Below are 22,805 nucleotides of genomic sequence, written 5' to 3' on the forward strand. Positions count from 1 at the left end.
GAGCCCCCGCGATTCTTCAGGACCCCGCCATGGCCAAGCCCCTGCAGGAGTACCAGCGCAAACGCGACTTCAACGCCACGCCCGAGCCCAGCGGTAACCGTGGCCAAGGCAAGCAGCCCCATGCCCTGCAGTTCTGCATCCAGAAGCACGACGCCAGCCACCTGCACTACGATTTTCGTCTGGAGCTCGACGGCACCCTGAAAAGCTGGGCGATCCCCAAGGGCCCTTCGCTGGACCCGAAGGTGCGCCGGCTGGCCGTACACGTCGAAGATCACCCGCTGGACTACGCCGACTTCGAGGGCAATATCCCGGAAGGCCACTACGGCGCAGGCGACGTGATTGTCTGGGACCGGGGCATCTGGGAGCCCGAGGGTGACGCGCAGCAGGCCTATACCAAGGGCAAGCTGCGTTTTCGCTTGCAGGGCGAGAAACTCAATGGCGTATGGAACCTGTTTCGCACCCACCTTGGGGGCAAGAAAGAACAGTGGATGCTGGTCAAGTCGCACGATGGCGAAGCCCGCAGCGAGGCCGAGTACAAGATCGTCGAGGCTCAGCCCGACAGCGTGCTCAGCGAGCGGACCCTGGTCCCCAGGGTGCGAAAAACGGCCGGCAAGGCGGCGCCCCGTACGCCACGCAAACGCAAGGCCAGCGCCCAGCAGGCCGCGCTACCCGATACGTTGCAACCGCAACTGGCCACGCTGGTCGACTCGCCACCGGCCGGCGATTGGTTGTACGAGGTGAAGTTCGACGGCTACCGGATTCTCGCGCGCATCGACGGTGATGACATACGCCTGTACACCCGCAACGGCCATGACTGGACTGCCAAGCTGCCGCATCAGCAAGCCGCGCTGCGCAACCTTGGCCTCGATTCGGCCTGGCTGGACGGCGAAATGGTGGTCAACGACGCCCATGGCGTGGCGGACTTCCAGGCCCTGCAGAACGCCTTCGATAGCGAAGACGATCAGCACATCCTCTATTACCTGTTCGACCTGCCCTTTCTGGGCGGCCAGGACCTGCGCCAATTACCGCTGCAAGAGCGGCGCAACACCCTGCAGCAGTTGCTGGACCAGGACGATTCGCAATGGCTGCGGTTTTCCGAAGGCTTCGATCAGCCGGTCGACTCACTGCTCGACAGCGCCTGCCGCATGAAGCTCGAAGGCCTGATTGGCAAACGCGCCGACAGCCCTTACATCGGCCGGCGCAGCGCCGACTGGATCAAACTCAAGTGCCAGCAACGCCAGGAATTCGTGATAGTCGGCTACACCGACCCCAAGGGCAGCCGCAGCGCCTTTGGCGCGTTGCTACTGGCCGTGCACGACGAGGGCGGCGCGTTGCGCTATGCCGGCAAGGTGGGCACCGGCTTCAGCGCGGCCACCCTGGGCAGCATTCATGCGCGGCTCAAGCCTTTGCAAACGGCCAAACCACCCTTGAGCCAACCACCGACCGGTGCAGAAGCGCGGGGTGTGCATTGGCTCAAGCCGACCCTGCTGGCCGAAGTGGCCTACGCCCAGATGACCCGCGACGGTGTGGTGCGCCACGCGGTGTTCCATGGGCTGCGGGATGACAAACCTGCCACCGCCATCGATCTGGAGCACGCCATGCCTGGCAAGTCCGTCGCCAAGCCCAAGGCTCAGCGCAAACCCGAGGCGCTGGGCGAACTGCGCCTGACCCACCCTGAGCGCATCATCGACGCCACCCGCGCAACCACCAAGCGCCAGGTGGCCGAGTACTACGCGCAGGTCAGCGAGTGGATTCTGCCGCAACTGAAAAACCGCCCCGTGGCGCTGGTACGTGCCCCCGATGGCCTGGCGGGTGAGCTGTTCTTTCAGAAAAACGCCGACCAGTTGCACATCCCCAATGTGGTCAGCTACGACAAGAAAGCGGCCGGCCAGGCCGCCATGGTCATCAACCGCGCCGACACCCTGCTGGGCGCGGTGCAAATGAACATGCTCGAACTGCATACCTGGAACGCCACCGACAAGGATTTCGACAAGCCGGACCGCTTCATCCTCGACCTGGACCCGGACCCTGCGCTGCCGTGGAAGGCGATGCTGGAGGCCACGCAACTGACTCTGACCCTGCTCGACGAGCTTGGCCTGAAGGTGTTCCTCAAGACCAGCGGCGGCAAGGGTATCCACCTCGTCGTGCCACTGACCCGCAAAGCGGGCTGGGACGAGGTGAAGGATTTCAGCCATGCCATCGTCGATTACCTGGCCAATCTGTTCCCCGATCGGCTCAGCGCCGTGTCGGGGCCGAAGAACAGGGTCGGGCGTATCTTCATTGACTATCTGCGCAATGGCCAAGGCGCTACCACCGCCTGCGCCTACTCGTTGCGGGCGCGAGAAGGCCTGCCGGTGTCCGTGCCCATCTGGCGCGAAGAGTTGGCGCAACTCAAGGGCGCCAACCAATGGCACATCGGCAACCTGCACGAACGCCTGGCCGAAGTGGACGACCCATGGGCCGACATGGGCAAGACCCGTCAATTGATCACCGCGCGCATGCGCAAACAGCTAGGTCTGGGCTGATGAGCATCATTCAGGACTTTGATCTGAACAACCTTGACCGCCTGTTGCGCGCCTTTACCGAACGGCCGCAGGCGCTCAACCTCGATACCCAGCTGCCAGCGCTGATCCAGGCGTTGCAGGCTGACCACCTTGACCTGCTGCCCTTGCCGGGCCAAGGCAACACCTTGCGGCGGTGGCAGAGCCTGGCACGCATCGCTGGCTGTGACATGGCCCTGGCCAAACTCTACGAGGGCCATACCGATGCCTTGGCGATCCTTGCCGAATGCGGCGCCGCGCACCACGCCCAGGAGGGTATCTGGGGCGTGTGGGCTGCCGAACCGCCGAATGCCCGCGCACGTATCGTCGAACGCCAGGGCGAGCAGGTGCGCCTGGCTGGCCGCAAGGCTTGGTGTTCAGGTGCCTTGCAGATCGACCGCGCGCTCATCACTGCCTGGGGTGATGACGAACAACCGCAGCTGGTAGCGATAGAGCTGTCGCACCCCAGCCAAGGCTTGAACATCGAGCACTGGCAAGCTGTGGGCATGGCCACCACGGCAAGCGTCGAGGTCGAGTTCAGCCATACACCCGGCATCGCCATCGGCAAGCCGGGGCAGTATCTGTCGCGCCCGGGCTTCTGGCACGGCGGGGCTGGCATTGCGGCCTGCTGGTACGGCGCCGCCGAGGCACTGGCCGATTACCTGCGCGAACACTGTCGCAACCCACGCCCGGACCCGCATGCCGACGCCCACCTGGGCGCGGTCGACGCGGCCTTGCTTGGCGCCAGGGCGGCGCTGCGCGAGTGTGCAGCCTGGATCGACCGCGAGCCAAGCGCGGATGCCAGCTTCGAGGTGCGGCGCACCCGCGCGCAGGTCGAACAGGCCGTTGAGCAGGTGATCCATCACGTGGGGCGGGCACTGGGTGCCTCGCCGTTCTGCCGCAGCAGCCACTTTGCCCGGTTGAGCGCCGATTTGCCGGTCTTTATGCGCCAGAGCCACGCCGAGCGTGACCTGGCGGCCCTCGGACAGCAGCTGGCGAACGTGCCAGCAGGAGCTTGGCAGTTATGAATTTGATCGCGTCCAGCAACGGCACCCCCTGGGCTGACTGGCAGCATGCCGCGCACCTGGCCAGGGCCACCTGGATCGACCCCGGGCAACTGTGCCCGCCGGGGCGTCGCCTGGTACTGATCGCCCCCCACCCGGATGATGAAATTCTCATGGCGGGCGGCTTGCTGGCGGGCTTTCACGGGCGCGAAGAAGACTTGGTGCTGATTTCGGCCACCGATGGCGAGGGCAGCCACCCAGGCTCCAGGCACTGGACCGAGCACCGCTTGCGCAGGCAACGGCCGCTGGAGAGCCGCCACGCCCTGCAACAGCTCGACCTGGACCTTAACCGCCTGGACTGGCGCAGGCTGCACCTGAAGGATGGTGCGCTGCCGCGCGACGAGGCCTATCTGGTCAACCACCTGAGCCAGCTGCTCAAGCCCGACGACCTGCTCATGGCCACCTGGCGCAACGATGGCCATTGTGATCACGAAGCGGTTGGCAGGGCCGCCGCGCAATCGGCACTGGCGCGCAAGGTGCAACTGGTGGAGGTGCCGGTATGGGCCTGGCACTGGGCGCAACCGGACGACCCTCGCCTGCCCTGGCCGCGGGCTCATCGCGTGCAGCTCGATGAAGCCCGCCTGGCCCGCAAGCGCAAGGCCCTGGCTGCGCACGCCAGCCAGCTGGAGCCGGATGACGGCCAACCGCCCGTGTTGCCTGCCGCTTTGCAGGACTGCCTGCTACAGCCATTCGAACTGGTGTTCTTGTAAGGGAATCGACATGAGCCTCGACGCGCAATACTTCGCCGACCTCTACGCCAGCAGTGAAGACCCCTGGGCCTTCCGCACCCGCTGGTACGAAAAGCGCAAACGTGAGCTGGTCATGGCCAGCCTGCCTCGCCAATGCTACCAGCGTGTATTTGAACCGGCCTGTGCCAACGGCGAACTCAGCGCCTTGCTGGCCGAGCGTTGTGCCGACCTGCTGTGCCAGGACCTGGACCCGACCGCGGTGGGCCTGGCCCGTGAACGCCTCGCGAACGTGAGCCACGCCTCGGTTGAACTAGGCAAGTTACCAGGTGACTGGCCCGGGGGGCGCTTCGATCTCATTGTGTTGAGTGAACTGGGTTACTACCTCGACCCGACAGACTGGCTGCAGGTTATCGAGCAGTCGGTCGCCAGCCTGAGCTACGACGGCGGCTTGCTGGCCTGTCACTGGAAACACCCGATCGCGGGCTGCCCGCAGGATGGCCGCGAGGTGCACCGGATGCTGGGCAAGCATCTACCGCTGTATCCGGTGTATCGCCACGAGGAAGCGGACTTTCTACTCGAATACTGGTCATGCCAGCCCAGCGTGGTGGACCTTGACGAGACCTGCCCATGATCGCCGTAGTGATCCCCGCGCACAACGAGGCGCGACGCCTGGGGCGGTGCCTCAAGGCGGTCAAGGTCGCTGCCGCGCAGGCCGAGCAAGCGGGCTACCAGGTCAGCATCCTGGTGGTGTTGGACCGCTGCAGTGACGGTAGCGCGGCGGTGGCCAGGCGTCATGGCGTGCAGACGCTGGACGTTCACGCCGGCAACGTTGGCATGGCACGCAGGGCTGGGGCCGCCAAGGTGATCGAACAAGGCGCCAGCTGGCTGGCCTGTACCGATGCCGACAGCCAGGTGCCGCCGCACTGGCTGCTGTCGCAACTGGCGTTTGGGGCAGATGTGGTCTGTGGAACGGTGCATGTGGAATGCTGGCAGCCTTGGCAGAAGGCTGCCTTGCGTCGGCTGTACCTGAGCCGCTACGAGGCGCGTGAAGGGCATCGGCATATTCACGGTGCCAACCTTGGGGTCAGCGCGCAGGCTTATCTGCAGATTGGGGGCTTCCAGCCGTTGCCAGCGCATGAGGATGTACAGTTGGTGCGCGACCTGGAAGCGCAAGGGGCGCAGATTTCGTGGACGGCACGGCATAGTGTGGCCACCAGCAGCCGGCGGGACAGCCGGGCGCGGGAGGGGTTTGGGGATTATTTGGCGAGCCTTGAGGTGACGGTGTCGTGATTGGGGTCCTGGGGCTGCTTTGCAGCCCTTTCGCGACGCAAGGCCGCTCCTACACCGATCGCGTTCTTTTGGACTGCCCCCAAAATCTCAGCCATGATTCAAGAAGCCTTGCGCGTACGCTTGGCAGGTTTCTTCTCGGGCTCGGGCTTTTTCTTCCCCGCCGCCGCCCCCTTGCCGCCCAAGCTGCGTTTGAGCAGTTCGGTAAGGTCGATAATATCGGCACCTTTCTCTGCAGGACCGCCCTCGCCCTTCTCCACCACGCTGATCTTGCCCTTGCTGGCTTTCTCTTCCACCAGGTCCATGATGGTCTGGCGAAACGCATCCTGATACTCATCCGGCTGCCATGAGCCGCTCATGTCCTCGACCAGCCGCTTGGCCATGTCCAGTTCACGTTTGTCCACTTTGGTATCGGTCACGCTCTTGTCCAGCTCCAGCGTCTCCAACCCGCGCACTTCCTCGGGCCAGCGCAGGGTGATCATCACCAGGGCATCATCCAGCGGGCGCAGCAGCGTCAAGTGCTGACGGGTATGCAACACCACCGTGGCCAACGCCACCTTGCCGGTGCTGGCCAGCGTTTCGCGCAGCAACGCATAGACCTTGCCGCCGCGGCGGTCGGGGCTCAGGTAATACGGGGTATCGAAATGCTGCAGGGGAATTTCGCCGGCATCGACGAACGAGAAGATATCGATGGTCTGAGTCGCTTCAGGCCGGGCCGTGCGGATCTCTTCCTCGCTGATCACCACATAACGGCCTTTCTCGTACTCCACACCTTTGACGATGTTGTCCTTGTCGATCTCTTTGCCGGTGACCTTGTTGATCCGCTTGTAACCGACCGGCTCCATGCTGCGTTTGTCCAGCCAGTCGAAATCGACCCGCTCGGTGCGCACCGCAGTATTCAGCGAGACGGGGATGTGCACCAGCCCGAAACTGATCGCGCCCTTCCAGATTGCCCTTGCCATGGTTAAGTCACCTCCCTCCAGCCCTGCGTCTATCGGAGCCTCTACTTGAAGTGACTGCGGCGCGCTGGGAAGGTTTAGTCAGGCTGCCCTGCGGCGGGCAGCGACTCGGTGCTTAGCTGAACAGCACGCGCTTGAAGGCCTCGGCGGCCAGGTGCACTTGCACCGACCAATCGTCTGCGGCTTCGCTGCCGGCATCGTCGGAAATGTACTTGAGGCAGACGAATGGAATGCCTTCGCTGCGGGCGATCAGTGCCAGTACGTAAGCCTCCATGTCGACCACATCGTAAGGTGCCTTGCCGTGGCTGGTCTCGAAATTGTCACCTGTGCCGCAGGTTTCAAGGGCAAGCCCTGGGATTGGCTCGCCGTGTTCGAGCAGAACGGGGATGTCCGACAGTGGCGTCTCGTAGCGGGCGAAGCCCAGCGGCGTGACATCCATGTCGCGCTGGACGAAACGGGTGCAGCACACCACTTCACCCTTGCCATGGCCCTGGCTGCCGGCCGAACCCAGGTTGACGATCAGCTTGGGCTTGCGCTGGGCGATGGCCTTGGTCAGCGCGATGGCAGCATTGACCTTGCCGATGCCAGTGAACACAGTGTTCACCTCGGCAAACACAGTGCCAGCCTCGGCCTCGAGGGCGAAGACGAACAGCGTGTCATCCAGGGAAATGTCGGGGAATTGCTTGATCAGCATCATGGCGCAGGGGGTCCGGGTGGCTGCAAAGGGCGCGGCCATTTTCGGACAACCCTGGCGAATTGCAAGCCCCGGCTACCGTTGCGTATGCCCTTGCCTGATCACCTGCTCGACCACGGCCTGTAGCGCTTCGGTAGCGTTCTTCCCGGCGGCGCACGCCTGCCCCAGGCATTCTAGCTGTCGGTCGGCACTGGTGCCCTCACGCAGGATACGCCGGGCATGCTCGAAGGCGCGTTCGGCGTCCACGGTGTCGACGGGGAACTGCCCCTGCAACTGCGCCAGCCAGCCTTCGGCCGTGACCGGCTGTTGCTGCTGGGTACCAATGAACTGGCCTTGGCGGCCGTAGCGCAGGGCGCGCCAGTAATTCTCCTGCGCGACCCAGCGCAACTCCCGGTTGAGGGGTGCGCGCGCTTGCCTTGGCTGCACGCTGTGCTCCACCAAGTGGCGAAACACCCCGGCGATGCTCAAAGCGTCCTCAAGGCAGGGGCAGCCATCACAGATACGCAGCTCGACGGTGGGGAAACGTCGCGACGGTCGGATGGCCCACCAGAAGTCACCGTCAGCAGCTAACGAGCCGGTGCGCTGAAGCAAGGCCCGGTAGCGTTCATAGGCAGACCAGTCGGCCAGCGGCTCGGGCAACCCCATGTGCGGCCACTCGCCACAAATGACCCGCCGATAGCTCATGTAGCCGGTACCCTGGCCCAGCCACAAGGGCGAGGATGTACTGAGAACCAGCAGCAGCGGCAACCAGTGCACCAGCCGATTGATCAATTGCATGCGGTCGCAGTCCGCCGGCACCCCCACGTGAACATGCAAGCCATTGAGCAGGCTGCGCCGCGCCACGTGCTGGTAGTCGTCGAACAACTGGCGGTAGTGCACGCACGGCGCAGGCTTGTGCCGCAGCCAGGCTGCATTCGGGTGGCTGCCCGCGCCATACAGGCCCATGCCTTGTGCCGCCAGCACCTCGCTCAATCGCTGCCGGGCATGCAAGAAGAACTCGCGCGCCTCGAACAGGTTGGCGAACACGGGAGAGGCGACTTCTATCTGGCTGCGGAACATCTCCTGGGCAAAATGCTGCCCCAGTACTTCACGACACTGCCTGACCAGGCTCGAGGCAGGCATCGCCGGCACCTTGCCGGTAGCCAGGTCCACCAGCAGGTATTCCTCCTCGATGCCAAACGTACAAGGCAGGGCCATGCTTCAACCGTTACGGGTGACGGTAAGCGCAACGGCGGCAATGCGCTCGACGTGTTCATAGCCGGGTTCGTCAAGCTGTTCGCCAAACACGTCGGGGTCGATCTCCTGGTATACCCAGGAGAATTGCGGGCCCGCCAGGCGCAAGCGAACAGCCTCGAGCAGCGCGTCCCGGCCTTCGACAATCGCCACCCCGGTGTAGAGCAACAAGGTGCCCCTCATGCTCAGGCGTTCCCGGGCCTGTTCGACGATGCGCAGTGACAGCTCGGCGCCCAGCGCCCCGCCACCGTGGCGGTAGGTGCGCGCGTTGAGGTCGAGCATGTAGGGCGGATTGGCCACGATCAGGTCGAAGGTGCCGGTAACGCCGTAAAGCAAATCACTCGGCTCCACGGACACATTGCTGATGCCCGCCAAGGCCGCGTTGATGGCGGTATAGCGCAACGCCAGCGGGTTGATGTCCAGCGCGCTGACCTGTGCATGGGGGGCGGCGCGGGCGATGAGCAATGCCCCCACGCCACTGCCGCAGCCAATATCGACCGCGTGTTCCACGCGATCCGGGCAGCGTTGCAGATGGTCATGAATAACCTGGGCAAAGCGGTAGCTGTCGGGGCCGAAGAACACCGCGTCACTGGCGTGTGTGGGGTACGCCGAATGCACCAGCAGCAGGTCGTCCAGGCTCGACCAACGCACCTTGCTGGCCAGCAGTTCACCGCGCTGCTCCAGCACCTGCGCATGCTGCAACGCTTGCAATTCGTCGGCCGAAAGCAACGAAGGCGCAAACGGCCGGCTCCAGCCGAACACGTCGCGCAAGTTGCTGGCCTGCCGGGCGCTATCACGGGCGTTGTTGCGTGCATGGGTGGCGGGGGTTACACAGGTGAAGCGGTAACCGTCCGCACGCAAGCGCTTGCCTAGCTGCAGCAGTGCCAGGTCTGCCTGGGCTTGCTCTGGGTCTAACATCATCACTGACATCCTTCTTGAACCAGGCCCGTGGCGTTGATGAAGGCCTGAGTGGCCAACAACCCCTCCGGCGACGCGTGACGGTTGCCGGCCATGCGCTGCACCAGGTCTTCCACAGTCTCTGGGCGCTGGCTGACCATGGGCCTGTCATCGGCCGACACGTTGATGTCCCAGCTACCCGGCATGACGCGCCGGACAGGCGCCTGCCAGTCGTCAGCGATCCAGTCGTGCCACAACTGCTTCTCGTAGGCCGTGAATACGCCGAACATGGCCGCAGCAGGTCCGTCGATCAGTTGCCACCAGCGGCTGTTTACCGGGTTCTCCCCGCGCCGGATCCACCCTTGGGCCTGCAGCGCATCGACGAAGGCTGGCATGGCGCCGGGCTCGGCCAGCCATTGATTGATGGTGCGCTTTTGCAAACGGCAATGGTCGGAATGCATGAACTGGCCATATTGGCGCTTGCGCTCCAGCGCTGCGAACAGCTGGGCCTGCAGGTCGAACTCGGCGACCAATGCGCTCGCTGGAGTGCCCAGGTCGTTCAACCGGTAGCCGCGCCGCACCCGTTGGTAGAAGTGCTGTGCGTCCTGTGCCGGGCACAGTTGCCGTAACGCCTGGATGGACAGCTGGGCATGGCCGCTGGCGGCGTTGTCGATGGTGACATGCAGCTGAAAGTAATGGCCGTCGATGCCCAGCTCCGCCAGTTCATAGGTGGTAATCAGCAAATGCAGCGGCGGTTGCTCGTAACCCAGGTTGTACCCCAGCACCTCCGGCAGGAATGCGTCACCGTGCTGCCCAAGGGCCAGTTGCACGGCACCTTGCAAGTAGCGCTGGTCATCCAGTTGCGGCAGTTCCAGGCAGCCCAGGCGGCTCAGCAGCCGCTGGTAGATCAGCACATGGTTGCAACGCGGGTCGCCATTACCCAGCTCTTCCAGGTAGGTGCGGATCAGCCCGTGGTAACGGGGGTCGCGCCAGTGCTGCAACGTGCCGTGCAGCCAGGCACCGTCCACCGCCTTGGTGGGTGCAACCTGCTGCAGAAACCACAGGGCATGGGCGCGGTTGCTGAAGAAGTGGCGTGGCGCACCTTGGCGGCGTTGCTGCAGGTAGTCGGCATAGGCCTTGGCGACTTCGCCGGCATGATGATCGCTCCAGGCAGGGAGCTGTGCGGGGGTGTCAGGCAAATCGTCCGGCCAGTGTTCTACGCGCGCGATTTGTTCACTCAACCAAGCGGCGCTTGTGGCGTCCGGGCCTTCCAGGAGGTTCTGGTAGCGGTGTTGCAGGCTCAGGTGTGCTGCGCGAGCCCCTGCATCAGCAGCGGCCTTGCGGGTAATGACCGTCATGCCGAGCTCCTCTGAACTTATTGGGCCGGTTTTTGCCCCGGCATAGGCTCGGGGTCAGGCGCAGGCTGCGGCGCTGGCAGATCATCCGGTTTTTGCATTTGCAACGATGGCTTACTGGGGTCGGCGTCTTTGCCGGGGTGATTGTTGTCTCGGTCGAAACAACCACCCATCAGGGTCATGGCGCCCACCAGGGCGACCCAATGAGTCAATCGCATGGGAAGTCCTCCGTTGTGTTCAATTGCAGTGCCAGGTCGCCCCGGCACTGCGAATTCCTCAATTACGAACGGCCGCCTTTACGGCTGGTGTCGTGGGGCATGTTGCCCCCCGAAGACTGGCCACCTTTACGCCCCGCTTCAGAGGCCTTCTCGCGGTCGTTGGCGAAGTTGCCCGGGTTCTTGCTGCCGCCTTGGCTGCCTTCCTTGCCCTGGGTGCCGGTGCGGCTGTTCTCTTTGTTAGCCATGGTCGTGAAACCTCATATGACTTCAGGAAGCACGGCACTGTGCCGTACATAGGTTCGGAGTTCGGCGATATGGAGGGATTCGTTTTATTGCGACAGGTTCGGACCGGTGGCATTAAATAAGCGGCAGCTGCATATTTGGTGCACCAAGGGACGTCTGGCTCACTCGGTATCCGTTGTATCGAGCCGCGCCTGCCGCCGCCCCAGCCAGCCGCCGGTCGCCGCCCACCCCAGGGCTATCGCGGCCCCCATCAGCATCGCCAGTTGCGGATGCTCGGCCATCACGTCCAGTGCCCGCTTGACCCAACCGCTCAGGGCGTCACCGCCGCGGTAGACCACCGTGTCGATGAAGTTCTTGGCCTTGTACTTGTCCTCTGCCGACAGGACCGTGAACAGCATCTCGCGCCCAGGCCGCACCAGCGCATACTCACCGGCCCGGCGCACCACCATCACCACGACGAAGGCGGCGAACACCGGCGCCAGTGCCAGCCAGACAAAACCTGCAGCCATTACCAACGGCACCGCCACCAGCAGCACCCCCACGCCCATCCTTCGGGCCAGGCGTCCGGTCAGGAACACCTGGGTGAGGATCGCCAAGGCCTGGACCACGGTGTCGATCAGGCCGAACACCTGGGTTTGCCGTGTGCGGTCGGTGAAGGTCTCGCTGACGATGCGCGCCTGTTCGAAGTACAGGAACGTGCTGACGCTGGCCAGCAGTATCACGAACAGCGCGATACCTAGCAGATAGGAAGAGCGCAGTACCGCCGTGGCGCCGGCGAACGGGTTGCCACCCAAGGGTTTCGACGACGAGCGCTGCAGGTGCGCCGGCAGTGGATGACGGGCCCGCCAGTGCTGCAAGTACAGCGTTGCGCCAGTGCTGCCGAGCAAGAACAGGCCCGCCAGTACCAGCAGGCCGGCATGCCCCAGCGGCCCCACCAGCACGGTGCCCAGGATCGGCCCACTGAGCCCGCCCAGGCTGGCACCGGCCGCCAGCAGACCGAACAGGCGTTTGCCTTGCTCGGTGGAAAACAGGTCGGCAAGCACGCTCCAGGCCAGCGAGATGGTCAGCAGGTTGAACACCGACAGCCAGATGTAGAACGCCCGTGCCGTCCACAGACCGTCTGGATCACGGGCAAAGAGCACAGCGAAGAGCAGCAGGTTGCTGGTGAAAAAGCCATAGGTCCACGGCAGGATATGCCGCCGCCGCACTTTCGACGCCAGCCAGCCAAACAGCGGCAGGCACGCCAGGGTGGCAACGAAGGTGCCGGTAAACAGCCACTGCAGGTTGTCCACGCCACCGGCCACGCCCATGGTCTCGCGCACCGGGCGCAGCATGAAGTAACCGGTGAACAGCAGGTAGAACAACGACAGCCCGGCAAGCACTGCGGGCCCTTCACCCGGTTGAAGGTTCAAGCCGTTGCCCAGGCGCCGCCGCCAGCCTTGCATGGCGTCAGGCAAACTGCTCTATCAGCGCCTGTTGCTGCGCCTGGCTGAGCAGCGGCGTGTGCCCGGCCTTGAGCTGATCGAGCTGGCGATCCGGGCGGCTGGTGGCGGGTATGACCGTAGTTACTGCCGGGTGGCTGATGGCGAACTTGAGAAACAGCTGCGCCCAACTGCCGATGCCTGCCTCTGCAGCCCAGCCAGGCAAGGGCTGGCCCTTGACCTTGGCGAACAGGCGGCCATCGTCGAACGCCCGGTTGATCAGCACTGCAACGCCCTTGTCCTGGCACAGCGGCAGCAGTTCGCGCGCGGCATGTGGCGCACTGACCGAATAGTTGATCTGGATGAAATCCAAGGGCTCGCTGCGCACGATCCTGGCGACTTCATCCTGGCCGCTGTTCAGGTAGTGGGTGATGCCGACGTAGCGGGTCTTGCCCTGCTGCTTGAGTTCACGGGCATAGGGCAGCTGGGTCTGCCAATCGCGCAGGTTGTGGATCTGCAGCAGTTCGACCTTGTCGGTGCGCAGGCTGCGAAGGCTGCCGGCCCACTGCGCTTGCGCATCGGCGAGGCTGTCAGCGGCGATCTTGGTGGCAAGGAAGCACTGCCGGCGCCAACCGCCTTCTTCCAGTAATTGGCCAAGGATACTGTCGGCGCCGCCATAGTTGGGCGAGGTGTCGATGACCCTGCCGCCACCCTGGAAGAAGGCCTTGAGCACCGTGGCCAGCTGTTGGTATTCGGCAGTGCCGGCTTCGACCTCGAAACTGCCAGAGGTACCGGCACCAATCACCGGCAGGGCTTCACCGGTGGACGGGATCTTGCGGGTCATTAGCCCGCTGGGTGCGGCAGCGTGCAACCAGGGGCTTGCGGCCAGCAGCCCCAAAGCTGCGCTGGCGCGCAGGACATCACGACGTGCGTACATGGAAAAGCTCCCGTCATGAATCGGAAACTTTCAAGGCTAGCCGCTCTACCCTGCGCCGGCGAGTGATTCTGTATCTGGATGTTTAGCGATCAGGCCTGCAACAGCAGGCGCAGGTCCAGGCCGGTATCACCCAGAGGTGGGCACCAGTAGTAGCCGCCGGTCAGTGGCCGGCTGAAACGGTAGAGGCCATCGATGATGCCGTCTTCCAGGCCGCTCATGCGCCGCAGTTGCACTTCGAAGGCATCGAAACTGTGGCCCAGGGCAACGAAGGCAAGGCCTGCGCCTCGCGCGTCGGCCCAGGCGACCGAACGACGGACCATGAACGCTTCAGGTTCGAAGCTTTCCTGGGCGGTACGCTTGACGTGTGCGGATGCCGGGGCGTCGTCGAGTTCTTCGTTGTCGGCCAGGCGGCGGCCGATGATGTTGTCCTGGTCTGCCTGGGGCAGCGACTTGAAGTACGTCAGGTCATGCTTCCACAGCTGGAACGCGGCAAAGCTGGAACCCCTGAGGCCGGGCTGGCCAGCGTCGACGATGGCCGCTTGCACAGCCTCTTCGTCCACCGGGTTTTCGGTGCCGTCTTCATAGCCGGTCAGGTCGTGCCCGCCCCGGTGCAGGAAGCCGTCGATGCAGTCAGCCAAGTGCAGTGCCGGTGCCAGCGCTTGCTCCAGGGCCTGGGCGCGCAGCAACAAGTCACCCCGCTCGTTACCCCGCAGCCAAAGCCACAGGGCGTGCTGGGTGCTTGGGTTCTCGACCGCAGCATCCAGCTGCGGGAAGGCCCGCAAGCCCGGGACTTCGCGGCCCAGGGCCTTGGCCAGGGGTGCGCCGACGCCAAGGATCAGCTGTTCGCCATCTACCTGCGGCAGCAAGGCGTCGAGTGCAGCGGGCAACGCTTCGGGGGAGTGCAGCGTGAAGAACAGGTGGCGGGCATGGGCCGGCACCGGCGTGGCAAGCAGACCTTGCTGAAACGGCATGACAGGCTAATCCTTGGTAAAAGCGCGCATGCTACTGCGCCGGCACGTCCTTCGCAACGCGGCATGCAGACGCTGCAGGCGACCAGTTCGGTAACAAAAGGTTACCAAGAGATGGCGCTTTGCAATTAGCTATCAATACAGCGCGGCCTACACTTCTCGGAATCCTTCGTACGACGCCTTGACCCGAGAGCCCTCCATGACTGCCTCGCCCCTGCTTACCGCCTTCCTGCCCTTGGCATTGGGCATCATCATGCTCGGCCTTGGGCTGTCACTGACCCTGGCCGATTTTGCCAGGGTGGTGAAATACCCCAAGCCGGTGGTAATTGGCCTGGCCTGCCAGATTCTGTTGTTGCCACTGGTGTGCTTCCTGATCGCCAACGGCTTTGGCCTGGAGTCTGCCCTGGCGGTGGGGCTGATGCTGCTGGCCGCCTCGCCGGGCGGCACCACGGCCAACCTGTTCAGCCATCTGGCCCACGGTGATGTGGCGTTGAACATCACCCTGACGGCGGTCAACTCGTTGATCGCGATCCTTACCATGCCGCTGCTGGTGAACCTGTCACTGGGCTGGTTCATGGCGTCGGACCAGGCGATCCCCTTGCAGTTCGCCAAGGTCATGCAGGTGTTCGCGATTGTGCTGCTGCCGGTGGCGTTGGGCATGTTGATCCGTCGTTTTGCACCGGGCTTCGCTGCACGCATGGAAAAGCCCATGAAGCTGGTGGCGGCGCTGTTTCTGGCCTTCACCATCGTGCTGGCCTTGGCCAAGGATTGGCAGACCGTGCTGGCGTACGCCCCGGTAGTCGGCTTGGCCGCCCTGCTGTTCAACCTGCTGAGCCTGTCGGTGGGCTACTGGGTGCCGCGGCTGCTGAACATTCCCAAGCGCCAAGCCATCGCCATCGGCATGGAAATCGGCATCCACAACGGCACTCTGGCGATCGCCTTGGCGTTGAGCCCTTCGCTGCTGAACAACCCGACCATGGCGGTGCCGGCGGCGCTTTACAGCCTGATCATGTTCTTTACCGCAGCCGGCTTTGGCTGGTGGGTAAGCCGTGGGCACGGCGCAACCACGGCAGAGGCCAAAGGCGAGCCGGTCAACTGAGGTCAGGGCCGGACGCGACGGCTGTGCAATTGGCGCTTCAGCACCTTGAGCGGGGGGGCGTAGAAGAAGCCGAACGACACAGTGCCCTTGCGGCCCTTGATCGCATGGTGCAGACGATGGGCGCGATGCAGCCGCTTGAGGTAGCGATTGACCGGCCGCGGTTTCTGCGGCCAGTGGCGATGGAACACGCCATCGTGGGCCAGCACATACAGCACGCCGTACCCTGCCACTCCCCCGCCCACCCATTGCAGCGGTGCATACCCGCCTTTGCCCAGCGCCACCAGCCCGGCGGCGATCAGCCCCAGCGCCACCAGGTAGAGGTCGTTGGTCTCGAGCATGCCCAGGTGCGGCTCGTGGTGCGAGCGATGCAGCCACCAGCCCCAGCCATGCATGATGTACTTGTGAGCCAGCGTGCCAACGCCCTCCATGGCCACCAGTGTGCCGAACAGCACGGCGAGATTGAACAGCATGTAAGGGCCCGGGCAGTATCAAGGGAAGGCGCAAGGGTAACGACTGCCGGCTTTTTTTTCCATGAAGCCGTGACGGGCTGTAGGCACTTTCTGGATGAAGCCGTTGTCATGTTTTTGCCCTTGACCTCGTCTACCTCGCGGCGTAAGGTCCGCGACGCAATTTCGCATCCCTGAACAGGAGTCCTGCATTGGACAGTAGCCCCAGTCGCTTGCGACAGGCCCACTTGGCGAGCTAGTCCGGCAGTGTCCTGCCACTGTCTCGCCGTCATGGTGTGATGGTGGTTTTCTCCAGCCTTCCTGGCTGAAGCCTTCCTCTTTCCCCTACCCTTTGTGGCCCTGCGCATTTTCTGGTTATTCAACCACGCCAACACGTGATGGCGTTCATGCGGGCCTGTGCCCGTGGAAGAGGTTTGCTATGGATTGGAAAGTCTTTCTGCTGCGCGTCAGCGTCGCCCTGCTGCTGGGCGCACTCATCGGCGCCGAGCGTCAACTGCGTCAACGCCTGACCGGCCTGCGCACCAATGCACTGGTCAGTACCGGTGCCTGTCTGTTCGTGCTGATGACCCAGGCAGTGCCGGGCATGGCCGCCAACGATGCCTCGCGCGTTGCTGCCTATGTGGTGTCGGGCATCGGCTTTCTGGGCGGCGGCGTGATCATGCGCGACGGCTTCAACGTGCGCGGCCTGAACACCGCCGCCACCCTCTGGTGCACGGCCGCCGTTGGCGTACTGTGCAGCCTTGGCCTGCTGCTGGAGGCCACCCTGGGCAGCCTGGCGGTGTTGTGCGCCAACATCCTGCTGCGTGATATCGCCCAGCGCCTGGACCGCCAGGACATCGTGCCGGCCACTGAAGTGGAACAACGCTTCGAGGTGCGCGTGGTGTGCCGCGCCGAGGACGAAATCCAGGTGCGCAGCCTGATGCTGCACAGCCTGGGCGACCCTGAGCTGCGCCTGCAGTCGCTGCACAGTGAGGACCTGCCCAACCCGGCGCGTCTTGAAGTACGCGCCGAGCTGCTTGGCAACCCGCAGGCGCCGGCGCAACTGGAGCGGCTGGTCAGCCGGGTAAGCCTGGAAAAGGGTGTAAGCTCGGTGCGCTGGCAGCTGCAGCCGCAGGTGGCGGCGGCAGACTGACGCCCACCCACCCGACGGCTTGCAGGACCGACTTGTGCTTATACGCCCTACCCTTACCCGTGACATCCCCAGGCTTGCCGAGGTCGAGCGATCAGCCGCTCAGGCTTTCGCCAGCCTGCCGGCGCTGGCCTGGCTGGCTGCAGGTGATGTGCTGGACATCACCACCCATCAGGCCTGCGTCGACGGCGGTGCAAGCTGGCTGGCCGAGGCTGACACCGGACAGATTCTGGGTTTTGCGTGCGCAGGGTATGAGCAACAGGCATTGCACATTCATGAGATCTCCGTGCGCCGTGAGGCGCAAGGGCAAGGTATCGGGCGCAAGCTGCTCGATCAGTTGGTCACGGTGGCCCGCGCATCAGGCGCCCGGGAACTGACCTTGACCACCTTTGCCGACGTGCCCTGGAATGCGCCGTTCTACAGACGCTATGGCTTCGAAACCCTTGACGAAGGCCTGCTGCGCGCGCGGCTGCGGCAGATTCTGGCCAGCGAAGCTGCCCACGGGCTCAAGGGCCGCTGCGCGATGCGCCTGCGTATCGACTGAGCTGCGCACCCTTGCTGTCATGTCAGTTCAGGGGTCTACACCTGCCGCCACGCTATCCGCCAGGCAGTAACGGTCCCGGCCCTGCCGCTTGGCCTGATACAACGCCCCGTCCGCCGCCGCCATCAGGCGTTCGGCGGTGATCGTGTCGCGGGCCAGGTCGCCGATCGCAATCCCAGCGCTGAACGACACGCGCCCCAATGGGCTGCCGCCATGCTCGATCACATGCCGGCGCAGCAGCTGCTGCAGCGCCTGAACGACCAATTCGGCGCCCGGCCCATCAGTGTCGGGCATCAGCAGCGTGAACTCCTCGCCGCCGTAGCGCACCGCCAAGTCCGCCGGGCGCCTCAATGCCTGTTGCAACAGCTCGGCGAAACGCTGCAGGCACTGATCCCCGGCAAGGTGCCCATAACGGTCGTTGTAAGCCTTGAAGTAGTCCAGGTCGAGCATCACCAGCGCCACCGAGTGCCCCTGCCGGCGTGCCCGCCGTAGCTCCGGTGCGAGCACCGCATCCAGCCGCCGACGATTGCCAAGCCCGGTCAGGCTGTCGGTCAGCGCCAGTGAGCGCAAAGTCTGGTGCGCCTGGTGCAGCGCACGCTCGATGACAATGCGCTCGCGCAGCTGGCGCAAGACAACCCCGCCAAACGCCGCCAACCCCACCAACAGCAGCAGCAAGGCAGCCACCGACTTGATCGCATCGTGCCGCCACGGTGCCACGATGGACTCCCGGGAAAGCCCGGCTTCGACCACCAGCGGGTAACTCGACAGGGCCCGGTAGGCATACAGCCGTGGCGTGCCATCCACTACCGCCACCGCCTCGGCCACCCCTTCGCTGGCATAGGGCAAGTGGTTGCGAAAGATATCGCTGTTGGCCAGTGTCCGCCCCACCATCCTGGACACGAACGGCCGCCGAACCAGAATGGTGCCGTCGCGCTTGGCCAGTACCAGCGCGCCACGCTCGTCGATCTTGAAATCGCCGTAGTAGCGCACGAACCAGTCCACCTTGATGGTGCCCAGCAATACCCCGGCAAAACGCCCATCGCCATACTCCAGGCGCCGGGAGATGGGGATGATCAGGTCGCCCGTGGAGCGGCTGCGCACCACCGAGCCGATGCGTACCTGGTGGTCGGCATGGGTGCGGTGATAAACGAAATAGTCGCGGTCGGCATTGTTGGCATTGGGCGGTATGGCCGCCTGGTCGGTGACCAGCCAGTTGCCATCGAAGCCATACACGAACAGCCCATGCAACTGCGGCATAAGCGCCTTTTGCTGGGCCAGCAAGGCATGCAGCCGCGGGCGGTCCATATGCTCGAAGCCGTCACCTTCCAGGCGTTCGGCCAAGGATGCGGTCACTACATCCACCTGGCGTATGGCGTCTTCGGCATGTTGGGCCGTGGCGCGGGCGAGGTTGGTCACCATGTTCTCGGCGTTGCTGAAGGCATGGCGGTAGTCGCGCCAGATGCGCCAGCCCTCCACCACCACGAAAGCCAACATCACCACTACCATGAACGCCAGGACCAGGCGGAACAGCCCCACGGCACGGCCCTCGCTGGTTACCGCGAGGTGCCCTTCATCATCCTGTTGCCTGGCTGCGCACATTCTATTCCCTTGCGATCCCGCGTTCGCCGCTTATCACTATAGTTCAGCGCCGCTTGCGTGACGCCAGTTCGATCCACACCGGGGCATGGTCGCTGGCCTTGGGTTCGTTGCGCACCCAGGCATCTACCCCGGCGGCCTTGAGGTAAGGCGCAAGTTCCGGGTTGAGCAGCAGATGGTCGATACGCAACCCGGCATTACGCTGCCAGTGGTTACGAAAGTAGTCCCAGAAGGTATAGACCCGCTCGTCCGGGTGCAAATGGCGTAGCGCATCGGTCCAGCCCTGGCTTAGCAAGCGCTGGTAGCAGTCTCGGGACTCAGGCTGCAGCAGCGCGTCCTTGAGCCAGGAGCGCGGGTTATAGATGTCGAAATCGGTGGGCACGACGTTGAAGTCTCCCGCCAGCAACACCGGGTGCTCACTCGCGCGCAAGCGGGCTGCATGTTCGATCAGGCATTCGAACCAGCGCAGCTTGTAGTCGAACTTTGGCCCGGGTTGCGGGTTGCCGTTGGGCAGGTACAGGCAGCCGATGACCAGCCCTTGCACGGCGGCCTCCAGGTAGCGGCTCTGCTCATCCACCTCCATGCCTGGGAGGCCGCGGCGCACTTCCAGCGGCTCGCTGTCACGGGCGAGAATGGCAACGCCGTTCCACGAAGGTTGCCCCTGATACAAACAGCCGTAACCCACGGCTTCGAGCGCGTCGCGGGGGAACTGCTGATCGGGCGCTTTCAGCTCCTGCAGGCAGGCGATGTCAGGCTTTTCTCGCTCCAGCCAGGCAATCAAAGCCGGTAGCCGACTGCGAATACCGTTGATATTGAAGGTGGCGATCTTCAGCGCTTTCATGCGTCCGGGTCTTCCACATGCGCCCGCACCGCATCTGCGAGCGCGTTGATGTGCGCCTGGTCGGCCATCGCCTTGAGTTGCAACCAGTCATCCCAGTCGATGGCGCCATCGTCGCGCAGGGCTTCGGCCGTGCGCACCAGCTCATGATGGTAGGCGTCCGGCGACTCGCGCCGGTAACTGACATCGTCATACTGGGCGTACCAGGCCTCAAGCTCGGGGATGCTGCGGTCAATGCTCATGTGCGTGGCTCCTCGCTGCCTGCTTTGAATGTGTGAGCCCTGCCCTCGCTCAACGTTCAACCTTGCTGGCGAGGTGAGCGCCAGTCGGGAAAAACTTTAAACCTTTAGCGCCTGCGCATGCTCAACCGTACGCGACACTGAAGTCGTGCCAACGGTTAAGGAGTGAAGCATGAGCAGTCTGTTCATCAAGCGCGTGGGGCTATCCATGGCGCTGGGCCTGGCGTCGGTGCATGCAATGGCAGCGAGTTCCGATGATTTCGTCGACGCGGCGACCGAAGCGGGCATCGCCGAAGTGGTAACGGGCAACCTGGCCAAGGAGAAAAGCCAGAATGCCGACATCAAAGCGTTCGCCCAGCAGATGGTCACCGACCATACCCAGGCCAACCAGAAACTCGGCGACATTGCCCGCAAGCTGGACATTTCGGTGCCCGATGAGGCGGCACTGACCGACAAGGTCAAGAAGATGATCCTGGAATGGCGTGAAGAATCCTTCGACAAGTCCTACATCAACAACCAGGTCGACGCCCATGAAAAGGCCGTCGAACTGTTCAAGAAAGAAGCCGCATCGTCCGACAAGGCTGAGCTGAAGGCATTCGCCAGCGACACACTGCCTAAACTCGAACAGCACCTGGAGCATGCCAAGGCGCTTCAGGCCAAACACGGCAAGTGAGGCCAGACATGACTAATGATGCATTGCGCGCTGAAGTGTTGACCCGTCTGCTGCACGCCCACCCTGAGGGGCTGGGCAAGGAAGTGCTGGACAACTACCGGGGTGAAAAAGTGGTAGCCGGCATGCTCAAGACGCTTCAGGACGACGGATTGATTCACGACGGCAGCGTCGCTGTCGATGGCAACCACCAGGTCAGCCTGCACTACCCGATCAAGCTGTCCTCTTCGGGCGTGGAAGCCGCTAAGCAATCGCAAGGCTAACCACGGTGAATGCGGGGCCGCTCGGCGGCCCCGTAGCTCACTGGTCTTTCTCGACGTCCCGGGGCGCGATGGCCGGGCCTTGCGGGTCTACCTGGGGGTCTTCCAGGTCTGGCGAGTCGGGGTCAAAACCCAAGTCTTCCTTTTTATCCGCGTGATCGGACGAGTGAGGCCCCTTCTCCGGGGTTTGCTTTGGTCCTGGCGTATGCATGGCACTGTCTCCTGTGAAGGTCTACGGAAGAAAGCACCCGCCCGAGGAAGTTTGATTTATCTAAGGGCTTATTTGGCTTGGGTGTGTTCACTCAATTGCGTGTGGCAGGCCTTCAGCGCCTCATCGCGCTCCAGTAGCTCAGCCTCCAGATGCTGCACCTGGCGCACCTGTTCGGCGTGCTGCTCGCGCTTGGCGTCAAGCAACTGCGTTTGCACGTCCAGTTGCCGGCGCATCTCCTCACTGGCGCCTTGGGCCTGGGCCAGGATCGTGCGCAAGCCCTGGATCTGCGCGTCACGCTGCTCCAGCAGTTCGTCACGCGCCTTGCGGTCGTTGCTGGCCTGCCGGTGTTCGCCCAACAAGCGCTCGTTATCGCGGTGCAGTCTGGTCAGTTCATCCTGCTTGACGATCATGCCCTGCTGCAGTTGGCGTATTTCTACTTGCAGTTGCTGCAGCTGCGCCTCGTGGCGGCGTTGCTCCTGCTCGCGCTGCTCACGGCTAGCGCTGCGGTAATGCTCCAGCGCATCGCGGGCGTGGCGATGCTTGTCTTCCAGTGAGCGCACCTGCTCTTCCTTGTCGCCCAGGCGCACCTGCAACTCGCCCAATGCCTGGTTGAGGCTGGCGCTGCGCAGTTGTTCTGCCTGCAAAGTGCTCTGGGTCGAAAGCAGTTTTTCCGACTCGGCGGCCAGTGCAGCGGCCTGTATCTGCTGTTGCTGGTGGCCCGCAGCCAGGGCCTGCTGGGCCAGCTGCAACTGCCCTTCAAGCTGCTCGCGCTGCTGGGTGAAAACAGCTTCGGCCTCTTCGATGCGCGCGTCCGCTTCTTCCTGCAGTTGGCTGGCCAACTGCCCGACAAAGCGCCCAAGCGTCTCGCTCAACCCTGCGGGCCCTGCCTTAGCCACGGCCTGCTGCTCGTTGAGCTCTTTCAGGTAGCGGTGAATGGTGCTTTTCGAGCCCGTATTCCCCAGTTCAATGCGTACTGCATCGATGCTGGGGTTCTCGCCACGGGCGATCAGAGCCTGACGCGCCTGCTGCACCACCACCTTGTTGATACCGCCCCGGGCCATGCTTGCTCCTACGATTTTGTACCATGGTACGTAACATGTAATTACATGCCAATTTTGACTGCGCGGCGAGGGTATTTCAAGTACTAAATCACATGGAATAATCACGGCTTATCGCATGTGAGGCGCTGGAAATGACAATTTCGAGTGGGAAACGCGTACGGCAGTCGTCGAGTAGCGTCACGCAGAATG

At 63.7% G+C, this 22,805-nt stretch carries 25 protein-coding genes and 1 pseudogene; 10 read left to right on the forward strand and 16 right to left on the reverse strand.

From position 1 onward, the window contains the following. Nucleotides 1–29: 29 nt before the first annotated feature. From ligD to PC358_RS05040, 5 genes are read left to right on the forward strand one after another with little or no spacing between them, the layout of a single operon-like run. A complete protein-coding gene (ligD, locus tag PC358_RS05020) occupies nucleotides 30–2,525 on the forward strand; it encodes a DNA ligase D (RefSeq protein WP_033697937.1) in 2,496 nt (831 codons plus the stop codon). Then, nucleotides 2,525–3,568, forward strand: a complete 1,044-nt coding sequence (locus tag PC358_RS05025) for an acyl-CoA dehydrogenase family protein (protein WP_033697938.1) — start codon at nucleotides 2,525–2,527, stop codon at nucleotides 3,566–3,568. The genes ligD and PC358_RS05025 overlap by 1 nt, the downstream gene beginning before the upstream one ends. Continuing rightward, the gene (locus PC358_RS05030; protein WP_033697939.1) at nucleotides 3,565–4,314 is read left to right on the forward strand and encodes a PIG-L deacetylase family protein; all 750 of its coding nucleotides are present in this window, start codon (nucleotides 3,565–3,567) and stop codon (nucleotides 4,312–4,314) included. The genes PC358_RS05025 and PC358_RS05030 overlap by 4 nt, the downstream gene beginning before the upstream one ends. Nucleotides 4,315–4,324: 10 nt before the next feature. Beyond that, a complete protein-coding gene (locus tag PC358_RS05035) occupies nucleotides 4,325–4,924 on the forward strand; it encodes a class I SAM-dependent methyltransferase (protein ID WP_033697940.1) in 600 nt (199 codons plus the stop codon). Then, nucleotides 4,921–5,583 (forward strand): glycosyltransferase family 2 protein, encoded by a 663-nt coding sequence (locus PC358_RS05040; protein ID WP_033697942.1) that lies wholly within the window; start codon nucleotides 4,921–4,923, stop codon nucleotides 5,581–5,583. Before PC358_RS05035 ends, PC358_RS05040 begins: the two co-directional genes overlap by 4 nt. 98 nt (nucleotides 5,584–5,681) lie before the next feature. Here the strand turns inward: PC358_RS05040 and ku are convergent, their stop codons facing one another. From ku to PC358_RS05090, 10 genes and pseudogenes are all read right to left on the reverse strand, one after another. Then, a complete protein-coding gene (ku, locus tag PC358_RS05045; protein WP_033697943.1) occupies nucleotides 5,682–6,542 on the reverse strand; it encodes a non-homologous end joining protein Ku in 861 nt (286 codons plus the stop codon). Nucleotides 6,543–6,654: 112 nt separating this feature from the next. Continuing rightward, the gene (locus PC358_RS05050) at nucleotides 6,655–7,236 is read right to left on the reverse strand and encodes a 5'-methylthioadenosine/S-adenosylhomocysteine nucleosidase family protein (RefSeq protein ID WP_033697944.1); all 582 of its coding nucleotides are present in this window, start codon (nucleotides 7,234–7,236) and stop codon (nucleotides 6,655–6,657) included. 72 nt (nucleotides 7,237–7,308) lie between these two features. Continuing rightward, a complete protein-coding gene (locus PC358_RS05055) occupies nucleotides 7,309–8,430 on the reverse strand; it encodes a carboxylate-amine ligase (protein ID WP_033697945.1) in 1,122 nt (373 codons plus the stop codon). Between the two features lie 3 nt (nucleotides 8,431–8,433). Then, nucleotides 8,434–9,387: a methyltransferase gene (locus tag PC358_RS05060; protein ID WP_033697946.1), complete on the reverse strand. Its 954-nt coding sequence runs from the start codon at nucleotides 9,385–9,387 to the stop codon at nucleotides 8,434–8,436. Beyond that, a complete protein-coding gene (locus PC358_RS05065) occupies nucleotides 9,387–10,721 on the reverse strand; it encodes an iron-containing redox enzyme family protein (RefSeq protein WP_033697947.1) in 1,335 nt (444 codons plus the stop codon). Before PC358_RS05065 ends, PC358_RS05060 begins: the two co-directional genes overlap by 1 nt. Nucleotides 10,722–10,738: 17 nt before the next feature. Continuing rightward, nucleotides 10,739–10,936 (reverse strand): hypothetical protein, encoded by a 198-nt coding sequence (locus tag PC358_RS05070; RefSeq protein WP_033697948.1) that lies wholly within the window; start codon nucleotides 10,934–10,936, stop codon nucleotides 10,739–10,741. Nucleotides 10,937–10,998: 62 nt separating this feature from the next. After that, nucleotides 10,999–11,118 (reverse strand): annotated as a pseudogene (locus tag PC358_RS05075) (con-10 family general stress protein); the annotation flags it as partial. Between the two features lie 222 nt (nucleotides 11,119–11,340). Continuing rightward, nucleotides 11,341–12,624, reverse strand: coding sequence for an NTP/NDP exchange transporter (locus PC358_RS05080; RefSeq protein ID WP_033697950.1), 1,284 nt, complete (start codon nucleotides 12,622–12,624; stop codon nucleotides 11,341–11,343). Nucleotides 12,625–12,628: 4 nt separating this feature from the next. After that, the gene (locus tag PC358_RS05085) at nucleotides 12,629–13,537 is read right to left on the reverse strand and encodes an aldo/keto reductase (protein ID WP_033697951.1); all 909 of its coding nucleotides are present in this window, start codon (nucleotides 13,535–13,537) and stop codon (nucleotides 12,629–12,631) included. Nucleotides 13,538–13,626: 89 nt separating this feature from the next. Then, a complete protein-coding gene (locus tag PC358_RS05090) occupies nucleotides 13,627–14,508 on the reverse strand; it encodes a Dyp-type peroxidase (protein WP_033697952.1) in 882 nt (293 codons plus the stop codon). A 196-nt stretch (nucleotides 14,509–14,704) separates the two neighbouring features. Here PC358_RS05090 and PC358_RS05095 point away from each other — a divergent pair, with 196 nt between their 5' ends. Beyond that, entirely contained in the window at nucleotides 14,705–15,604 is a 900-nt protein-coding gene (locus PC358_RS05095) for a bile acid:sodium symporter family protein (protein WP_033697954.1), read from the forward strand. A gap of 2 nt (nucleotides 15,605–15,606) precedes the next feature. On the opposite strand, the gene PC358_RS05100 is transcribed toward PC358_RS05095, so the two are convergent. Next, entirely contained in the window at nucleotides 15,607–16,074 is a 468-nt protein-coding gene (locus PC358_RS05100) for a sterol desaturase family protein (RefSeq protein ID WP_033697955.1), read from the reverse strand. Between the two features lie 415 nt (nucleotides 16,075–16,489). Here PC358_RS05100 and PC358_RS05105 point away from each other — a divergent pair, with 415 nt between their 5' ends. Together PC358_RS05105 and PC358_RS05110 are read left to right on the forward strand one after the other, a co-directional pair. After that, nucleotides 16,490–17,203, forward strand: a complete 714-nt coding sequence (locus tag PC358_RS05105) for an MgtC/SapB family protein (protein WP_033697956.1) — start codon at nucleotides 16,490–16,492, stop codon at nucleotides 17,201–17,203. A gap of 34 nt (nucleotides 17,204–17,237) precedes the next feature. Continuing rightward, complete coding sequence (locus PC358_RS05110) at nucleotides 17,238–17,744, forward strand: GNAT family N-acetyltransferase (RefSeq protein WP_033697957.1); 507 nt, start codon at nucleotides 17,238–17,240, stop codon at nucleotides 17,742–17,744. A 27-nt stretch (nucleotides 17,745–17,771) separates the two neighbouring features. Here PC358_RS05110 and PC358_RS05115 read toward each other — a convergent pair whose 3' ends face one another. From PC358_RS05115 to PC358_RS05125, 3 genes are read right to left on the reverse strand one after another with little or no spacing between them, the layout of a single operon-like run. Next, nucleotides 17,772–19,340: a sensor domain-containing diguanylate cyclase gene (locus tag PC358_RS05115; protein ID WP_033697958.1), complete on the reverse strand. Its 1,569-nt coding sequence runs from the start codon at nucleotides 19,338–19,340 to the stop codon at nucleotides 17,772–17,774. Between the two features lie 43 nt (nucleotides 19,341–19,383). Then, a complete protein-coding gene (gene xth, locus PC358_RS05120; RefSeq protein ID WP_033697959.1) occupies nucleotides 19,384–20,178 on the reverse strand; it encodes an exodeoxyribonuclease III in 795 nt (264 codons plus the stop codon). Next, nucleotides 20,175–20,417 carry a hypothetical protein gene (locus tag PC358_RS05125; RefSeq protein ID WP_033697960.1) on the reverse strand — a complete coding sequence of 81 codons (243 nt, stop codon included), beginning with the start codon at nucleotides 20,415–20,417 and terminating at the stop codon, nucleotides 20,175–20,177. The genes xth and PC358_RS05125 overlap by 4 nt, the downstream gene beginning before the upstream one ends. A 169-nt stretch (nucleotides 20,418–20,586) precedes the next feature. On the opposite strand from PC358_RS05125, the gene PC358_RS05130 reads away from it, so the two are divergent. Continuing rightward, nucleotides 20,587–21,087, forward strand: a complete 501-nt coding sequence (locus PC358_RS05130) for a DUF4142 domain-containing protein (protein WP_033697962.1) — start codon at nucleotides 20,587–20,589, stop codon at nucleotides 21,085–21,087. Nucleotides 21,088–21,095: 8 nt separating this feature from the next. Then, a complete protein-coding gene (locus tag PC358_RS05135) occupies nucleotides 21,096–21,347 on the forward strand; it encodes a hypothetical protein (protein WP_033697963.1) in 252 nt (83 codons plus the stop codon). Nucleotides 21,348–21,384: 37 nt separating this feature from the next. On the opposite strand, the gene PC358_RS27890 is transcribed toward PC358_RS05135, so the two are convergent. Both PC358_RS27890 and PC358_RS05140 read right to left on the reverse strand, forming a co-directional pair. Further along, a complete protein-coding gene (locus PC358_RS27890; RefSeq protein WP_167334456.1) occupies nucleotides 21,385–21,555 on the reverse strand; it encodes a DUF6021 family protein in 171 nt (56 codons plus the stop codon). A 68-nt stretch (nucleotides 21,556–21,623) separates the two neighbouring features. Continuing rightward, nucleotides 21,624–22,616 (reverse strand): DNA-binding protein, encoded by a 993-nt coding sequence (locus PC358_RS05140; RefSeq protein WP_033697964.1) that lies wholly within the window; start codon nucleotides 22,614–22,616, stop codon nucleotides 21,624–21,626. Between the last annotated feature and the right edge of the window lie 189 nt (nucleotides 22,617–22,805).

The sequence above is a fragment of the Pseudomonas capeferrum genome, assembly GCF_000731675.1.
Lineage (GTDB): Bacteria > Pseudomonadota > Gammaproteobacteria > Pseudomonadales > Pseudomonadaceae > Aquipseudomonas > Aquipseudomonas capeferrum.

What these genes read in the sequence shown, in the direction of transcription:
- xth (WP_033697959.1), bottom strand. Translation starts at nt 20,178, where the DNA reads ATGAAAGCGCTGAAGATCGCCACCTTCAATATCAACGGTATTCGCAGT.
- PC358_RS05130 (WP_033697962.1), top strand. Translation starts at nt 20,587, where the DNA reads ATGAGCAGTCTGTTCATCAAGCGCGTGGGGCTATCCATGGCGCTGGGC.
- PC358_RS05025 (WP_033697938.1), top strand. Translation starts at nt 2,525, where the DNA reads ATGAGCATCATTCAGGACTTTGATCTGAACAACCTTGACCGCCTGTTG.
- PC358_RS05125 (WP_033697960.1), bottom strand. Translation starts at nt 20,417, where the DNA reads ATGAGCATTGACCGCAGCATCCCCGAGCTTGAGGCCTGGTACGCCCAG.
- PC358_RS05100 (WP_033697955.1), bottom strand. Translation starts at nt 16,074, where the DNA reads ATGCTGTTCAATCTCGCCGTGCTGTTCGGCACACTGGTGGCCATGGAG.
- PC358_RS05055 (WP_033697945.1), bottom strand. Translation starts at nt 8,430, where the DNA reads ATGGCCCTGCCTTGTACGTTTGGCATCGAGGAGGAATACCTGCTGGTG.
- PC358_RS05135 (WP_033697963.1), top strand. Translation starts at nt 21,096, where the DNA reads ATGACTAATGATGCATTGCGCGCTGAAGTGTTGACCCGTCTGCTGCAC.
- PC358_RS27890 (WP_167334456.1), bottom strand. Translation starts at nt 21,555, where the DNA reads ATGCATACGCCAGGACCAAAGCAAACCCCGGAGAAGGGGCCTCACTCG.
- PC358_RS05040 (WP_033697942.1), top strand. Translation starts at nt 4,921, where the DNA reads ATGATCGCCGTAGTGATCCCCGCGCACAACGAGGCGCGACGCCTGGGG.
- PC358_RS05060 (WP_033697946.1), bottom strand. Translation starts at nt 9,387, where the DNA reads ATGATGTTAGACCCAGAGCAAGCCCAGGCAGACCTGGCACTGCTGCAG.
- PC358_RS05090 (WP_033697952.1), bottom strand. Translation starts at nt 14,508, where the DNA reads ATGCCGTTTCAGCAAGGTCTGCTTGCCACGCCGGTGCCGGCCCATGCC.
- PC358_RS05030 (WP_033697939.1), top strand. Translation starts at nt 3,565, where the DNA reads ATGAATTTGATCGCGTCCAGCAACGGCACCCCCTGGGCTGACTGGCAG.
- PC358_RS05035 (WP_033697940.1), top strand. Translation starts at nt 4,325, where the DNA reads ATGAGCCTCGACGCGCAATACTTCGCCGACCTCTACGCCAGCAGTGAA.
- PC358_RS05105 (WP_033697956.1), top strand. Translation starts at nt 16,490, where the DNA reads ATGGATTGGAAAGTCTTTCTGCTGCGCGTCAGCGTCGCCCTGCTGCTG.
- ku (WP_033697943.1), bottom strand. Translation starts at nt 6,542, where the DNA reads ATGGCAAGGGCAATCTGGAAGGGCGCGATCAGTTTCGGGCTGGTGCAC.
- PC358_RS05115 (WP_033697958.1), bottom strand. Translation starts at nt 19,340, where the DNA reads ATGTGCGCAGCCAGGCAACAGGATGATGAAGGGCACCTCGCGGTAACC.
- PC358_RS05065 (WP_033697947.1), bottom strand. Translation starts at nt 10,721, where the DNA reads ATGACGGTCATTACCCGCAAGGCCGCTGCTGATGCAGGGGCTCGCGCA.
- PC358_RS05050 (WP_033697944.1), bottom strand. Translation starts at nt 7,236, where the DNA reads ATGATGCTGATCAAGCAATTCCCCGACATTTCCCTGGATGACACGCTG.
- PC358_RS05140 (WP_033697964.1), bottom strand. Translation starts at nt 22,616, where the DNA reads ATGGCCCGGGGCGGTATCAACAAGGTGGTGGTGCAGCAGGCGCGTCAG.
- PC358_RS05070 (WP_033697948.1), bottom strand. Translation starts at nt 10,936, where the DNA reads ATGCGATTGACTCATTGGGTCGCCCTGGTGGGCGCCATGACCCTGATG.
- PC358_RS05080 (WP_033697950.1), bottom strand. Translation starts at nt 12,624, where the DNA reads ATGCAAGGCTGGCGGCGGCGCCTGGGCAACGGCTTGAACCTTCAACCG.
- PC358_RS05085 (WP_033697951.1), bottom strand. Translation starts at nt 13,537, where the DNA reads ATGTACGCACGTCGTGATGTCCTGCGCGCCAGCGCAGCTTTGGGGCTG.
- ligD (WP_033697937.1), top strand. Translation starts at nt 30, where the DNA reads ATGGCCAAGCCCCTGCAGGAGTACCAGCGCAAACGCGACTTCAACGCC.
- PC358_RS05095 (WP_033697954.1), top strand. Translation starts at nt 14,705, where the DNA reads ATGACTGCCTCGCCCCTGCTTACCGCCTTCCTGCCCTTGGCATTGGGC.